We start from the raw sequence: 16,522 nt of genomic DNA, 5'->3' as shown, positions 1-16,522 counted from the left end.
ATAACTTCTACCTTTCATTTCTTTACCTCCATTCACTTTATACATTATACTGAATGTATAAGGAATTGTCCAAGATAGTTTCGGGGCTTAAGAGATTTAGAATGAAGAGATAAGGATTTTACTATAAGAAAGTTAAGCTTGTATATGATTTTTTAGATTACTATTAGATTAGAATTATATAAAATTAGTAAGGAGGAAAATAATGAAAGCAGAAATTAAGCTTATTACAATTTGGACAAATGATATAGATACAATGAAAAAGTTTTACAATGAGGTTCTTGGCTTCAAGATAAAAAGTGACCTAGGAAACTATGTTGAGTTTGAAAACAGTGGGGTAAGATTTGCTATTTGTATGAGAGAAGTTATGTATGATTATAGTCAGGAATATGAAAAAGAACCATTAGGGCAGGGGTTTGAACTCGCTTTTCCATGTGAAAATCCAAATGATGTAGACAAGTCATTTAAAGAAATAGTTGGAATGGGAGCAGCATCCATCCAATCACCCAAGAATATGCCATGGAATCAAAGAACAGCATTATTTGCCGATCCAGATGGAAACATACATGAAATTTTTGCTGAGCTTCAGTGAAAACGAAAATTAAATATAGAAAAATCACTTCAACAGTAAATAATTTATTGTAAGAAGTGATTTTTTTATGCATTCACTGTGATTATACAGTGAATTTATTACTAAAGTTTTATATATTGTCAAACTACCCCATTTGGTTATTGCTACAATCTTGAATTAGCCATAAAATCAGCTTAAAGAATATAGTATTTAATCTTACAGTAGAGGAGATAAAAGTCTACATAAGCCTTCTTTTATTTTAACTTTACGGCCTCTTGAAGCATAGGATTCTTTTGTGATTTCTTTACTTGAAGCCATATCATTTTCATAAATAGCATTACACTTATTTGAGAATTCAGTGTTATATATAAATGTATTAACTTCAAAGTTAGAAGAAAAGCTTCTAATATCCATATTTGCAGTTCCTATAGAGACCACTTCTCCATCAATGACAATCATTTTAGAATGAAGAAAGCCATTATAGAAGTAAACCTTGATGCCATAGGGCAAAATATCGTTAAGATAGGAACTTGTAGCATAATGAACTATGATGTGATCTGCAATAGAAGGTAACATTATTCTGACATCCACCCCAGATAAAGCAGCAATTTGTAGTGCTTCCAGAAAGGATTCATCAGGAATGAAATAGGGAGTTTGAATAAATATTCTTTCCTTAGCAGAAGTAATCATTTTTATGTATCCACGTTTAATTTGCTCTCCGCTTACATCAGGACCACTAGAAAGAACTTGCATACCAATATTTCCATGGGATTGGAAAGGTGGGAAAAACTTGTTTAAAGCAGCTGCATCAGTATCTTCTTTAGCATTTGAAGCATAGTACCAATCCATGAGAAATCTCTCTTGTATAGCATAAACTGAGGTACCTGTAATTCTTAAGTGAGTATCTCTCCATGGGGTAAAGTATTTGTGGAGGCCTAAATATTCGTCACCAATATTCATTCCGCCTATATAACCAATTTTCCCATCAATGACAACAATTTTACGGTGGTTTCTATAGTTTATGCGGGTGTAGGTACCAAGACTAAGAGGAAAGAACCTACAAACATTTCCCCCAGCCTTTATTAACTCCTTAAACATTTTTTGAGGAGTAAGAATACTGCCTACATGATCATAAAGCAGACGAACTTCTACACCTTCTTTAGCTTTTTTAGTAAGAGCACTTACTACTTTACATCCAATGTCATCATTATTGACAATATAGTAGAGCATATGTATAGTTTCTTTAGCATTTTCAATATCATTAAGTAAGGAATGGAACTTATCTACCCCATTAGTAAATATATCAACAGTATTATCCTCAGAGTACACACTATTACCAGCCTTGTAATTCATCGATATAATACCTTCATAGCAATGAGAATTTTCCCTAAGGTAAGATATAGTGTCTTCGGAAGAAAGTAAATTTTTCTGTTGGAGTCTTTCCTTATATAGGATATCGAATTTTCTTTTTAGCTTAAAAAGCTTTTTTTGATTGGGTCTTAAATTTCTTCCGATAAAGGGGTAAAGAATAAAACCAACTACAGGAAGAAAAGTCATTATTAGAATCCAAGTAAAGGCAACAGATTGCTTTTTCCTCTCAACAAATAGTATTGTAAGTATAGTTATAAAGTTAAGCAAATATACAATTCCAAAAAATAATGACATTTATTAATTCACCTCGAATATATTGAAATTAATTCTAGTAACAGTCCTTTGCCAATTCAATAAGCCTATTCATAATCTTAACCTTTGTATCTTCAGGAAATACCTCTAAACCCAATAGATTTGAAAAAGCTATGCCATCGCAGGCAAAGCTAATTACAATGCTTAAGATAGGGTCTTTTGACTTGCCTATTTTTTCGAACCACTCTTTACGTTTTTCAAGTACCGGTTCTAAGAGTTCTTGATTTGAGGCCACAGCAGCAAGAAGACCATACATGGTGGTGGAATCAATTTTACATTGATTGAATTGTTCATGAATAAAAGATATTAGCCAATTATGTGAGGTATCTTTAGAACGGTTATTATCAGTTTCAGAAACCTTAGCCTCTATGGTGACAATATAATTTTCTATAAGACCTTTTATTAATTTATCTTTGCTTGGGTAGTAATGGAGTAGCCCCCCTTTACTAACACCTGCTTCTTTTGCAACCTCCTCCAAAGTAAAACGATTTAACCCCTTTTCTGCAATAACTTTATTTGCTTCAATAAGAATTCTTTCTTTAACAGTCATATCCATAGGTTATCACTCCTTTAAAAATTAACAAATTCCCTCTTTAACAAAGTTGGTTGTTATGATATATTATTATAATATTTAGCATTTAATTACCGTCCAGACGGTATGTTAATGGTATCAGATATAAAAAATAGTGTCAAGAAAGCAACTTTGTAACTTACTTCTAGGAAAGAGCTAGCTTTGGAATAAAATATATAGTAAGAGAGCTGTGTTTTATATAAGTGTTTTGAAAAAAGAGGGTTAAGAAAAAATGAAGAAATTATAAACAAACAATTGGAATATAAGTAGGAACAGGAGTAAAATAGAATATATGCTAAAAAATTGAATATACAGGGGGAATATCAATGAGTGAGTTAATTCAACAAGACAAAGTTAAAAAGAAAAATATAATGGGCGTAATGAAAGCTACCTTTACTGCAACTTTATTTTTGTTAATAATAGCATCTGTTGTTGAAGGTTCTGCATTAGCACTTATTTTAAAAACTGTTACAAGCTCAAGGAATTTGTTTATTATTGCAGTGCTTTGCATTATATCAAATCTGGTTTTAGCATTTCTTATATTTATTATAGCTATGACGGTAATTAAGAAAGCTTCTGGAAATTTTAGCCAGGCTGCTAAGGCTGTAAGCTCAGGGGACCTATCTATGAACATTGAAAAGAAAGATTTAAAGTTTTTGGGTAAATTTGCAGACCATATGAATTCAATGACTTCAGAAATGCGAAAGGTTATCCATGGAAGCTATGAACTTACAAAATCTATGGTTAAATCCTCTTTAGATATGTCTGAAAAAGTAAGACAAGCTACTGACACTGTTGATGTACTAACAAGTACCATTGATGAAATTGCTAAAGGTGTAACAAATCAAGTGGCTGAAACACAAAAGAGTGTAGATAAGATTGAGGCTTTATCTGAACATATAGATGCTGTAAGTACTAGTTATCATCACATGATGACAGAAGCTAGCAGTGTAAGTAGTTTAAACAAAGAAGGACTTAAAACAGTTAAGGAACTAAAAACAGAATCAGATAATTATAATTTATCTTCTGAAAAAATATTTGAGGCCATAGAAAATCTTACTGTTACCCTAGGAAGTATAGGACTGTTTGTGGATTCCATACAAAATATTGCAGACCAAACAAATCTATTAGCCCTTAATGCAGCTATTGAAGCTGCAAGAGCAGGAGAATCAGGAAGAGGCTTTGCTGTGGTGGCAGAGGAAGTTAGAAAGCTTGCTGAGGAAAGTAGAAGATCCACAGAAGAGATTAAAACCACAATGCAAAATATCCAAAAGGATTCTCAAGAAGCGATTAATGCTATGAAGTCAATGAAAAATGTTTCAAAAGAGCAGTTAGAAGCTGTTGACAAAACTGAGGATTCCTTTACTAAAATAGCTAAATCTATCGAATCTATCATTGAAAAAATTAATCATACAAATGATGCAATAAGGGAAATGGAGATTCTAAAGAAAGATGCTATTTCTTCTATAGAAAGCAGTACAAAAGTATCTGAACTCACAGCAGCAGCTAGTGAGGAGTTATCTGCAAGCGTAGCTTCACAGCTAGATATTTTTAGGGATATGTCAAAATCAGCAGAGGAATTAAATACTCTAGCTCACAATATGGACGAGGGTCTTAAAAAGTATAAGCTATAAAGTTGGTAAGTAGGTTTGCAGTATTAAATCATAGAATAAGTTTTAAATGAAGTTGAGATTTAGCATTGGACTGTTGTAAAGATGAAGTGAAAACTACTATTAAAAAAGGAGAATGATTAGTGAAAATACAAAAGAATTCAAAAAAACCATTAATATATTACTACGCTGTAGTTATAGTGATTATGATGCTTGCAAACACATTTTTGTTGCCAATGATTTTAAAGAAAGAAATTAGTCCAGTAGATTATGGTACATTTTTAAAACAAATTGAAAGTGGACAGGTTAAAAAGGTAGAAATACAAGATAATCAAATAGGTTTTAGTGCTTTAAATGAAGAAGGAAAAGAGGGACTATATATAACCGGCCGTTTAGAGGACCCAGAACTAGTTAACCGTTTATATAGTGCTAATGTAACCTTTGAGAGAATTATACCAAAGGAAAACTCTCCGTTGGTAGATTTCCTCATATACTGGATACTTCCTATGGTGATATTTACATTTCTCGGTCAAAGGTTTATTGGGAAAATACAAGGTAAGATGGGTGGCATGGGAAATGCAATGACATTTGGAAAAAGTAATGTTAAGGTTTATGTGGAAGCTCAAACAGGAAAAACCTTTGCAGACGTAGCAGGACAAGATGAAGCTAAGGAAGCTTTACAAGAAATTGTTGACTTTCTTCATAATCCTCAAAAGTATAAGGAAATTGGAGCAAAAGTTCCAAAGGGAGCACTATTAGTAGGGCCTCCTGGAACAGGTAAGACTCTTCTTGCAAAGGCAGTAGCAGGAGAATCAAAAGTTCCTTTCTTTTCAATTTCTGGTTCAGAGTTTGTAGAGATGTTTGTTGGTATGGGTGCTGCTAGGGTTAGAGATTTATTTAAGCAAGCACAGGAGAAATCACCTTGTATTGTGTTCATTGATGAGATAGATACCATAGGTAAAAGTAGAAACTCTGGTGGTTTAGGTGGTAATGATGAAAGAGAGCAGACTTTAAACCAGCTTTTAACTGAGATGGATGGCTTCGATGCTGATAAAGGAGTTGTAATTTTAGCAGCTACAAACAGACCAGAAACCCTTGATAAGGCCTTATTAAGACCAGGTAGATTTGATAGAAGAGTTCCAGTGGAATTACCTGATTTAAGAGGAAGAGAGGACATTTTAAAAGTTCATGGAAAAAAGGTTAAGCTTGCAGAAGATATAGACTTTAACGCTATTGCAAGAGCTACCTCAGGAGCTTCAGGAGCAGATTTAGCTAATATTATCAACGAAGGTGCTCTTCGTGCAGTAAAATTTGGACGTAGATATATTGTTCAAAGTGATTTAGAGGAAGCTGTAGAAGTTGTAATTGCAGGATATCAAAGAAAGAATGCAGTAATTTCTATGAAGGATAAATTAACTATAGCTTATCATGAAATTGGCCATGCCTTGGTTGCTGCAAAGCAAAATCACTCTGCACCGGTTCATAAAATAACTATAATTCCAAGAACCTCTGGTGCTTTGGGTTATACTATGCAGGTGGAAGAAGGGGAAAAAGTTCTAATGACAAAGGAACAGGCCCTAGATAAAATTGCGACCTATATGGGTGGTCGTGCTGCAGAAGAAATTGTGTTTAACACCATAACTTCTGGGGCATCTAATGATATTGAGCAAGCAACAAAAATTGCCAGAGCTATGGTAACTAGATTTGGTATGAGTGAAAAATTTGGTATGATGGCTTTAGAAACTGTAAATAATCAATACTTAGGCGGAGATGCTTCCTTAATAGTGTCTGCTGAAACTGCATCTAAAATTGATGAAGAAGTTCTTCATATTATTAAAGCTTGCCATGAAAGAGCTACTAGCATATTGGAGGAAAATAAAGAAAAACTCCATGATTTAGCAAAATATCTTCTTGAAAAGGAGACTATTACGGGCGAAGAGTTTATGACTATATTAGCTTAATAAGTCAAAGAGAACTGTAGGAAAGCTTCTTAGGTTAGAATATAAAGTTATTAATATAGGGAACTAAAGTGAAGATTCAACTTATATAGTAAATCTATGCTAATTCCCGTTAAGGCTTTTGAGGATGAGTTTTACTCATGATTATTTATATATATTGAATAAAATAAGTTTGTATTATGAAGCCAGTAAAAAATAAACTCCTAGGGTATTAATAGAATATCCTAGGAGTTTTATGCTTTATATTAAAAAGTTCAAGAAACTTTTAGCGAGTCCAAGAAAAAGAAAGAATCCACACACATCTGTAGCTGTGGTTAAAAATATAGAAGAAGCTAATGCAGGATCTATACCTAGAACTTTTAAAACAAGAGGGATTAAAAAGCCAAAAAATCCTGCTATAACCAAATTTCCAATCATAGCAATGAAAATAATAAGAGCAAGGTATGGGTTGCCATATTTTAAATATAAGATAAATCCAGTTACTAACCCAGTAGCTGCTCCATTTATCATACCAAGAAAAACTTCTTTAAAGATGAGTCTCCAGTTGTTTTTTAAATCAACTTCACCTAGAGCAATGCTTCTAATAACTACGGATAAGGATTGAGTGCCAGCATTTCCTCCCATTCCTGCAACAATAGGCATAGCAGCAGCTAGTGCTACCACCTGAGCTATAACATCTTCAAATAAGCCTACTGTAAAAGAAGCTAAAAAGGCAGTAATCAAGTTTATAAATAACCAAGGAAGCCTTTTTCTTACGGAAGTTAAAAGAGAACTATCTACTCTTTCTTCTTTACTAACACCACTTAAATGTAGCATATCCTCTGTTTGTTCCTCAACAATAACATCAATGATATCATCTACTGTAATAATTCCTAAAAGGCTTTTTCTGTGATTTACAACAGGAATAGCCTTTAAATCATACTTTGAAACAAGCAAAGCAACGTGTTCTTGATCTAAATCAGGATATACATAAATAATATTTTCTCTCATTATATCTTGAAGTAGTTTATCTTCAGGGGAAATCAAAATATCTCTTAAATCAACAGTTCCAACTAATTCTTTTTTATCATTTATTATAAAGATTGTTTCAATTATTTCTGTTTTGGGACCTATATTTTTAATTTTACTTAAAGCTTCTGAGGTGGTTAAATCTCTTCGAAGTGCTATATATTCTGTTGTCATAATACCACCAGCACTATCTTCAGCATAACCTAGTAGTTCCTCTAGCTTTATAGTATCACTTTTTTTCATTAGCTTAAGTAGATCTTTTCTCATTTTTATTGGAACACCGCCAAGAATATCGGCTACATCGTCCTTTGACATAAATGAAAAAATATTTACTATTGCTTGAAAATCAATAAGTTTAATTAATCTTACTTGAAGTTCTATAGTTGATTGCTCTAAAAACTTAGCCATATCTTGACTAGTTACTAAAGAATTAAACCTTACTAAGTTCTCATCCTCTAATTCATCTAATAAAATAGCAACATCTATAGGATGAGCATCATAGAGAAATTTTGTAAGGAGCTCCTTATTATCCTCTGATAAAACATGGATTAAAGTTTCTACTTTATTCATTTTTAATCACCGCCTCTTAAATATACATTTAGATAACCTAAATATAAGAATTCTGTACTGTAATAAATTCTCTAGGCCCTTCACCTTCTGGCTTTGGGAAAAAGGAGAATTTAAGAGTTAAAATAAAAACCTCATTGCAATGTAAGTTTTTATTTTACGGCCAGTATAAGGTTAATCTCATAGTTAAGAACAAATGTGGACAGTAATATATGATTATAGAAACAATTTAGCTAATAGGCTTCCAGAGCAAAAAAGAACAGAGGCTGCCACTGGTTGAAAAGTAACATTTAACCATATAAAATTGTCCCGTTCTATCCAAACTACTACCGGCTGAGTCCATTCTTTTTCACCCCCAAAAATTCAAAATAAAAAACCTCCGTTAAACTTGAACATAACGAAGGTATTGGTTCCAATACTTTCTCGTTCAAGTTTTAGCTCTGCAAGGCAATGTAATTGCATTAGATTAAGCCTTCTTTGTTCGGCAAAACCTGCTAACCAGTTCAGAATGTTTCCATCCTTTTACGGCAGCAATCCGTATCCTTGTAGTAACCTCACCTACCGAGATTTATTTAATTACATATTGTATGATAAGCTTAACAATAGGATATGTCAATACTTAAAGTATGGTGTATATTATTTTGAAAATTAAATTACAATATTATTGCAGATGAACTTAACGATAAGGCTGTAGTAGAAGGGAATCAAATTATGATTTGTTCAATATAGTACATTTTCTTCTGGCAAACCCTTTTAGGCAATATACTTAATCTTTTCATAAATATTTAATTTAAGATAAGAAGTTATTGATAGAGAAGTAAAACTCCTAGGTTAATGAAATACCTAGGAGTTTTATTATTATACATTTAATCATGGAATTTAACTAAAAATCCTAGGAAATTTTCAAATGTAGAATAAATTCAGCAAAATAGGGGTGGTAATGAGTGTCAGTATTCATAGGAATGTAATATCAGTTGATAATAAGTATTAAGGGTTAAGTGTTGATACAACTAAGTTATGCGATATAATATATTTATATTTTGTTATTAATTGAGAACGTATTTTCCAAAGTTGCATATAAATATTATAGATAGTTTAAAACAATATTTTATTAATCAAAAAGAGAGGTACTGGTTATGTCATCTAATAATTTAGAAAGAGTTAAAAAGGTTTTGCTGATTATACTGCTTGCAAATGTTTTTGTTGCAATACTAAAAATACTTATTGGTAGTATGATAAAAAGCACAAGTCTTTCCGCAGACGGCTTTCATTCACTTTCAGATGGGTCTTCCAATATAGTTGGGCTTATTGGTATATGGTATGCAGCAAAACCTATTGATGAGGACCATCCCTACGGTCATAGGAAATTTGAAACTTTAGCAGGTCTTTTCATTGGTGGAATGCTTACCTTTGTTGGATTTAGCGTTTTAGTTAGCTCAATTCAAAGATTTTTTACTCCAAGGACTCCAGAAGTAACTTTGGAAAGTATATTAGCTTTAATTTTAACCTTAGGAGTAAACACCTTTGTAAGTGTATTTGAATATAGAGAAGGAAAGAAGCTAAACAGCTCAATATTGATATCAGATTCCTTGCACACAAGATCTGATATATATGTGTCTGTTGGAGTGCTTATAACTCTTTTAAGCATACGACTTGGATTACCAGCAGTAATTGACCCAATTGCATCTATAATAGTTGCTATATTTATATTTCATGCTGCTTATGAAATATTTAAAGAAAATAGTGCAGTTTTAGTGGATAGTGCCGTTGTAGACATAGAAACAATTAAAAAAATAGTGCTTAAATTTCCAGAGGTGAAGGATATTCACCGAATTAGAAGCAGAGGAAGAAACGATGAAATTTTCATAGACCTTCATATTAAGGTTGACTCAAATAATACCGTTGAACAGTCTCATAGCCTTATGCACAATATTGAGGATGAGATGAGAAAAGAAGTTTGTGAAAATGCTCAAGTTATTGTCCATTTAGAACCCTACTATTCACTAGAAAATCTCAAGGAAAGCTTGTAATTAATCTAGCAAAAAGTTGTATCAATAACTTTTACTACATGTGGACAATAGAGGATAAAAAATAATATAAGTACTAAAAATCAGGTGGAATGTGTATCTACCTGATTTTTAATTATGCAGAAAAATGAAGCTATATACTAGAAGTAATGATATTGAAACATTTGGAGTAGTGAATTATAAATTGTATGTAGAAAATTATAAGTGCCACGGTTTAAAAAGGTGAATTTGATTATTTCATTCTTTTAAATATATCAGCGTTCAATCCAAATTATATTTTCTGTTTTGGCACGTTAATTGCTATAATAATTAATATAGATTGAAAGAAATAGCGTTAATAAACACTTTGGAGAGGATGATGGACATGGATTATCAGGAAATAATGCTGCAAATTATTGTTAATGGAGGAAATGCCAGAAGTTATTCAATGGAGGCAATTCAGCTTGCTAAGGTTAACAAATTTGAAGAGGCAAGAGAAGTATTGGGAAAAGCTAATGAGGAGTTGGCTAAGGCACATATATCACAGACGAAGCTTATTCAAAATGAGGCTTCAGGAAATGTAGTAGAGGTGAGTTTAATCATGGTTCACGCACAGGACCATTTAATGAATGCTATAACTGTGAAGGACTTAGCTCAGGAATTTATTGATATGTATGAAAGAATTTCAAAACAGTAAAACACTAATAAAAAAGAAACTGAAACACTAGCTTTAAAAATAAAACACTAAAAATGAAACAAAACACTAGATAAAAAGTAAAACACTAAAATGAATTTTAAGACTATTCAGTGAAATTCGCAAGGGTGCTGAGTAATAAAATAAAAGATATTTTATTTTAGTGTTTTGGCATAGTAATTGCTATTAAATATTTATAGGTAAAGGTATTCAAGTTGGAATTTAATTTTGTGAAGGATTAATACAATTAGAATGAACCTCATAAGATTAGTGTTGTAATTTGTTATCTGCAAAACTTAAAGGAAGGAGGGATTAGATGAAAAGGATTACTTTAGTATGTGGAGCGGGGATGTCCACAAGTCTTTTAGTGGTGAAAATGAATGAAGCAGCTAAGAAACTTAGTATAGAAGCTAAGATAATAGCTGTAGCGGAAGCAGAATTAAAACACCATATTGAAGATACGGATGTACTACTGCTTGGGCCACAGGTTAGATTTCTGCTAGGCAAGTACAAAAGCGCTTATGAACCAAAGGGGATAAAAGTTGATGTGATAAACAGCATGGATTATGGATTAATGAATGGGGAGAAAGTTTTACAACATGCCTTAACTCTTTTAAAAGGGGAATGATTTAGCTTTAGGCTAAAGATTTTATAAATTATTATAGGGGGAATTATAATGAAAAGAATCATGGAATTTCTGGAAAAGTATTTTGTACCTTTTGCAGGTAAAGTTGGTTCTCAAAGACACCTAGTGGCTATACGTGATGGGTTTGTTGCTATTATGCCTTTAATCTTAGTGGGTTCATTAGCAGTACTTTTTAACAATTTTCCAATACCAGGGTGGGCAGACTTCATGAAGGGTATCTTCGGAGAAAAGTGGAATTCTCTTGGAGGAACTTTATGGAATGGAACTTTTGCAATTATGTCTTTATTAGTAGTATTTACTATAAGTTACAATCTTGCTAAGTCTTATGATAAAGATGGACTTACAGCAGGCGTTGTATCTTTTGGTTCCCTATTAATGCTTTATGCTGGTTCTGCTAAGGATTGGGCTATTCCTTATGGATACCTTGGAGCACAGGGACTATTCGTTGCACTATTTGTTTCTCTTGTGGCAACTGAGCTTTTTGTTAAGTTAATGGGAAATAAGAGGTTAGTAATAAAAATGCCAGATGGAGTTCCACCAGCAGTTGGAAGATCCTTTGCAGCATTACTTCCTTCTTTAATTGTTTTAGCTATTTTTGGTATATTTAAAATAGTTCTTGACTTAATTGGAATCCCAGATGTACATCAATTTATATTTAAGTTGATTCAAGAGCCCCTAATGGGACTTGCTAGCAGCTTACCAGTAGCATTATTAGTAGTTTTCTTAGTTCATTTATTGTGGTTCTTTGGACTTCATGGAACAAATATACTTTTACCAATTACAACTGCTTTATTCTTACCATTAATGGAAACTAACGTTAAGGCTTTCCAAGCAGGCCAGGCAGCACAAAATATAGTAACTTCCTCTTTCTTTGATACTTTTGTATATATGGGTGGTGCAGGGAGTTCAATTTGTCTTTTAATAGCTATTCTTATAGTAGGAAAGAGAGAAGACAATAAAGCAAAGGCAAAGCTTGGAATAGCTCCTGCAGCCTTTAATATTAACGAACCAGTACTATTTGGTATGCCTTTAGTATTAAACCCAATTTATGTTATTCCATTTATTTTCTTACCTGTAGTGCTAACAATTGTAAGTTATGGTGCAATGTATATAGGTCTTGTTCCCAAAACTATAGCTATAGTTCACTGGACAATGCCACCAATTATAAGTGGATTCTTAGCAACTGGTTCAGTTTGGGGTATAGCACTTCAATTAGTAAACATTTGCATAGGTATTTTATTCTATATGCCATTTGTAATGGTGGCTGAAAAGCATGCTAAAGAACTAGAGTTTAAAAACAACTCAAATTCTCTTAATGCATAGAGTAGATAATGTTTGTGAAAGCTGTAAATCCAGTATATAACTAAGGCTTCATAAATCATGATAAAACAAAAACTCTAACGGGAAACTGTTAGAGTTTTTTACCAAAACAATAAAAAGAAAAAATATACTTAGAATAGATTTGAAGCACATACTCAGCTTGACTTAAAAATCTTTATTTATTAGAGCTTTGGGAGAGTATATTATGCTATTAAATTTTTAAAAAGGTGAACTAGGAAAAACTTAAACAATACTATTTATAATAAGGCAGGTGATTTCAATGAGTTATATTATAGGCATAGATGGTGGAGGCACAAAAACAGAAGCTATAGCTTATACCTTAGAGGGTCAGCAGCTATGCAGAGCATTAACTGGGTTTAGCAATGTTCTTATGGATAAAAACGAAGCAATTAAAAATATAATTACTGCCATTGATGAATGTAACTTAAAGATTGCTAACTCTCTAGAAAACAATAATTGTTTGGCAATATATTTAGGGATAGCTGGAGGAGAAAGCGAAGAAGTTAATAGTTTTGTTACAAGGGCTTTAAGTGATAAATATGGAGTAAAAGTTAAGGTAGTTAATGATGCAGTAATAGCAATTGCTGCTTTATTAAAAGGAGAAGATGGAATTCTCACCATTTCAGGAACAGGCTCTATAAGTTATGGAGTAAGTCAAGGAAAAATAAAAACTGCAGGAGGATGGGGGCATCTTCTTGGAGATGAAGGCAGTGGCTATTTTATTGCTATAGAAGCCTTAAAACTTATGGCTTTAGATGAGGATATGGATAAAAAAGTAAGTAATCTTTCAAAGGAATTGTTAAGAGCAATGAGGGTGGATAATAGAAAGGACATAATAAATTTTGTCTATAATCAAACGAAAAGAGAAATCGCAGCCTTGGTGCCAGTGGTAGTTAGCTTGGCACAACAGGGAGATAGTGAGGCTATTGAGATACTTAAAAGAGGCGGTAGAGAATTAGCTAAAACCACTTTAATTGTGTATGAAAGCCTTGATTTCAAAGGGCATGTAGCCATTGGAATTAAAGGGAGCATTTTAACAAAGGTTTCTATGGTAAGAGAGGAATTTGAAAATACTCTAAAAGAAAGAATAGGTGAGTTTACAATAGTTAATGAAGAGGTATCCCCAACCTTAGGTTCATATTATATGGCATTGAAGGAGTTAGTGAATTTGACAGTATAAATATACTACATTGTTGCTGTAAAAGCCTTAAGGGACCAAGGTAGAGTAAGGGGTTATTTAAAAGTTAATGTAGGTTCCACATAGTATTGGAGGTAGTTGCATGAGAAAGTTAGGAGTTTCCATATACCCTGAAAAATGTAGCTTAGAAGAAAATTTAGCTTACTTAAAACAAGCACATAAGTATGGGTTCACGAGGGTGTTTACCTGTTTGTTATCAGTACAGGGAAATAAAGAAAAGATTCTTAAAGATTTTAAGGAAATCATTAAGGAAGCCAATAAACTAGGTATGGAGGTTATTGCCGATGTTAACCCAGAGGTTTTTTCTCATCTAGGGGTAAGCTACAAGGATTTAAGCTTTTTCAAGGATCTTCATGTGTTTGGTATTAGACTAGACTTAGGTTTTAGTGGTATCGAAGAGTCCATAATGACTTTTAACCCTTATGATTTAAAAATAGAAATAAATATGAGCAATGGCACAAGGTACTTAGAAAACATAATGAGTTATAAACCAAACACAGAAAATCTTTTAGGGTGTCATAACTTTTATCCTCACAGATACTCAGGTCTTAGCTATGAACACTTTATAAAGTGTAGCAAACAATTTAAAGAATTTAATATTAGAACTGCAGCCTTTGTTTCTTCAAATAATGGAGATTTTGGACCGTGGCCAGTAAATGAAGGGCTATGTACCCTAGAACAGCATAGAGATCTTCCTATAACTGTTCAAGCTAAACATTTATTTGCCACAAACTTAATTGATGATGTGATAATAGCTAACTGTTTCCCAACAGAAGAGGAACTAAGGTCTTTAGGTAATTTAAATCCCAACTTGTTGACCTTTGAAGTAGACCTTGTGGATAACATTCCAGAAATTGAGAGGAAAATAGTGCTAGAAGAGTTTCATTTTAATAGAGGAGATGTATCTGAGTATATGATAAGGTCAACTCAAAGCAGAGTTAAATATAAGGGGCATGAATTCATTCCTTTTAACTGTCCACCTATAAAAAAAGGAGACATACTTATTGATACTAACTTATACGGCCATTATGCTGGAGAGCTTCAAATAGCATTAAAGGATATGGAAAACTCAGGCAAAACTAATGTGGTAGGAAGTATAATAAAAGAGGAGTTATTTCTTTTAGATTTTGTAGATCCCTGGGAAAAGTTTAGCTTTGCTCAAAGAGACTAATATTTTCAGTTAATAATATAACCATAATTTTGTAGTAAAACACATAAGCTATATAGAGTAATATGGTAAAATTAGTATAAGGAAACTTATAAAAATAGGTTTGTAAATTGGGGGAAATAAAAGCTTTTACTGTGAAAATATATTGAGGTTATCATGAAAAGGCTTTAGGAAAGAAAGTAGTATGAGCATAAGGTAATCTCTTGATTTGGGTTACTATAAATATTTTCCCTCATGATATTAAAGTAAAGGCTAAAGGTGATTTTATGAAAGCAATAATAAATGGAAAAATTATAACTGAAAAAGAAGTTCTTAAAAATATGGCTATAATTTTTGATAAAGAAATAGTAGCCATAATTGATGAAGATGAATTGATTAATTACTCTAACAGTAACAGCTCTAAAGGCATTAGCTCTTTAGCGGAAGGTGAGAGTTATAACCATAGACCATGCCAATATGAGGAGCTAGAGATTATAGATGCAAAGGGACAATATGTTGGACCAGGATTTATTGATATTCATATTCATGGTTCAGGTGGTAAAGACACCATGGATGGGGATTTAGAGGCTCTTAAAGTTATTAGTAAGACTATAGCTAAGAATGGGGTTACAGGATTTTTACCAACTACTATGACTATGGATAAGGAGCATATTTATAATGCTTTTAAGGTCATAAGAATAGCCATGGAATCCAAGTTAGAAGGAGCGGCAGTGCTAGGTTGTCATATGGAAGGCCCTTTTATAAATAAAAAGTATAAGGGAGCGCAAAATCCAGAGCACATTATAGCACCAGATTTTCAGTTTATAAAAGATTATGTAGATATTATAAAAATCATCACCATTGCCCCAGAAAAGGATGAAAATCATAACTTTCTTAGTAAAATGAAAAATCATAAAGAAATTGTGCTTTCCATGGGACATAGTAATGCTACCTTCGAAGAAGCAATGGAAAGCATTAAAATGGGAATAAGTCACTCCACCCATGTTTTTAATGCTATGACACCACTAAATCATAGAGAACCTGGAGTTGTTGGAGCAGTTTTTAAAAGCAATATAACCTGTGAACTTATTGCAGATACCGTTCATGTGCACCCAGGGATTTATGAAGTTTTAAATAAAGTTAAAGGAACTGATAAATTGGTACTTATTACTGATTCTATGAGAGCAGGATGCATGAAAGAAGGAATATATGACCTTGGCGGTCAGGAAGTTTTAGTTAAAGAAGGCTCTGCTAGACTTAATGATGGTACTTTAGCAGGTAGCATTCTCACCTTGAATGAAGCAGTTAAAAATTTTTATAAACACAGTAACATTGAAATATATGAAGCAGTTAATATGGCGGCTTTAAATCCTGCTAGAGTTATTGGACTAGATAAGTATAAAGGCAGTTTAGAAGTAGGAAAACATAGCGATATTATAATTTTTGATGAGGGTTTTCAAGTAAATAAAACAATAGTTGGAGGACAGGTACTTCAATTTGAAGAAGCCTAATTATATGGAACCAT

At 32.7% G+C, this 16,522-nt stretch carries 13 protein-coding genes and 1 riboswitch; of the genes, 10 read left to right on the top strand and 3 right to left on the bottom strand.

Annotated elements, in window-relative coordinates; translation table 11 throughout:
• The first annotated feature begins 202 nt into the window (after positions 1-202).
• On the top strand, positions 203-589 hold the full coding sequence (locus J2Z44_RS15440; RefSeq protein ID WP_021281879.1) for a VOC family protein: 387 nt from the start codon (positions 203-205) through the stop codon (positions 587-589).
• Positions 590-784: 195 nt separating this feature from the next.
• On the opposite strand, the gene cls is transcribed toward J2Z44_RS15440, so the two are convergent.
• Both cls and J2Z44_RS15430 read right to left on the bottom strand, forming a co-directional pair.
• A complete protein-coding gene (cls, locus tag J2Z44_RS15435) occupies positions 785-2,233 on the bottom strand; it encodes a cardiolipin synthase (protein ID WP_021281880.1) in 1,449 nt (482 codons plus the stop codon).
• 34 nt (positions 2,234-2,267) lie between these two features.
• Positions 2,268-2,807 (bottom strand): TetR/AcrR family transcriptional regulator, encoded by a 540-nt coding sequence (locus J2Z44_RS15430; RefSeq protein WP_209649788.1) that lies wholly within the window; start codon positions 2,805-2,807, stop codon positions 2,268-2,270.
• A gap of 341 nt (positions 2,808-3,148) precedes the next feature.
• Here J2Z44_RS15430 and J2Z44_RS15425 point away from each other — a divergent pair, with 341 nt between their 5' ends.
• Both J2Z44_RS15425 and ftsH read left to right on the top strand, forming a co-directional pair.
• Positions 3,149-4,456 (top strand): methyl-accepting chemotaxis protein, encoded by a 1,308-nt coding sequence (locus J2Z44_RS15425; RefSeq protein WP_021281882.1) that lies wholly within the window; start codon positions 3,149-3,151, stop codon positions 4,454-4,456.
• A gap of 119 nt (positions 4,457-4,575) precedes the next feature.
• Positions 4,576-6,393, top strand: coding sequence for an ATP-dependent zinc metalloprotease FtsH (gene ftsH / locus J2Z44_RS15420; RefSeq protein WP_209649786.1), 1,818 nt, complete (start codon positions 4,576-4,578; stop codon positions 6,391-6,393).
• A 237-nt stretch (positions 6,394-6,630) separates the two neighbouring features.
• Here ftsH and mgtE read toward each other — a convergent pair whose 3' ends face one another.
• Positions 6,631-7,968 (bottom strand): magnesium transporter, encoded by a 1,338-nt coding sequence (gene mgtE, locus J2Z44_RS15415; RefSeq protein ID WP_021281885.1) that lies wholly within the window; start codon positions 7,966-7,968, stop codon positions 6,631-6,633.
• Between the two features lie 408 nt (positions 7,969-8,376).
• A riboswitch (M-box (ykoK) riboswitch) is annotated at positions 8,377-8,538 on the bottom strand.
• Positions 8,539-9,101: 563 nt separating this feature from the next.
• On the opposite strand from mgtE, the gene J2Z44_RS15410 reads away from it, so the two are divergent.
• The 7 genes from J2Z44_RS15410 to nagA all read left to right on the top strand — a co-directional run bounded on the left by J2Z44_RS15410 (position 9,102) and on the right by nagA (position 16,508).
• A complete protein-coding gene (locus tag J2Z44_RS15410) occupies positions 9,102-9,995 on the top strand; it encodes a cation diffusion facilitator family transporter (RefSeq protein ID WP_209649784.1) in 894 nt (297 codons plus the stop codon).
• A gap of 361 nt (positions 9,996-10,356) precedes the next feature.
• Positions 10,357-10,668 carry a PTS lactose/cellobiose transporter subunit IIA gene (locus J2Z44_RS15405; RefSeq protein ID WP_031270962.1) on the top strand — a complete coding sequence of 104 codons (312 nt, stop codon included), beginning with the start codon at positions 10,357-10,359 and terminating at the stop codon, positions 10,666-10,668.
• 313 nt (positions 10,669-10,981) lie between these two features.
• Entirely contained in the window at positions 10,982-11,293 is a 312-nt protein-coding gene (locus J2Z44_RS15400) for a PTS sugar transporter subunit IIB (protein WP_209649782.1), read from the top strand.
• Positions 11,294-11,341: 48 nt separating this feature from the next.
• On the top strand, positions 11,342-12,634 hold the full coding sequence (locus J2Z44_RS15395) for a PTS sugar transporter subunit IIC (RefSeq protein WP_021281891.1): 1,293 nt from the start codon (positions 11,342-11,344) through the stop codon (positions 12,632-12,634).
• A 277-nt stretch (positions 12,635-12,911) separates the two neighbouring features.
• On the top strand, positions 12,912-13,832 hold the full coding sequence (locus J2Z44_RS15390; protein WP_209649780.1) for an N-acetylglucosamine kinase: 921 nt from the start codon (positions 12,912-12,914) through the stop codon (positions 13,830-13,832).
• 100 nt (positions 13,833-13,932) lie between these two features.
• Entirely contained in the window at positions 13,933-15,021 is a 1,089-nt protein-coding gene (locus tag J2Z44_RS15385; protein ID WP_021281894.1) for a DUF871 domain-containing protein, read from the top strand.
• A 263-nt stretch (positions 15,022-15,284) separates the two neighbouring features.
• Positions 15,285-16,508: an N-acetylglucosamine-6-phosphate deacetylase gene (nagA, locus tag J2Z44_RS15380; RefSeq protein WP_209649778.1), complete on the top strand. Its 1,224-nt coding sequence runs from the start codon at positions 15,285-15,287 to the stop codon at positions 16,506-16,508.
• The last annotated feature ends 14 nt before the right edge of the window (positions 16,509-16,522 follow it).

Origin of the sequence: Clostridium punense (genome assembly GCF_017874425.1) — a bacterium.
Lineage (GTDB): Bacteria > Bacillota > Clostridia > Clostridiales > Clostridiaceae > Clostridium_J > Clostridium_J punense.
This window is presented reverse-complemented; position numbering and strand designations above follow the sequence as displayed.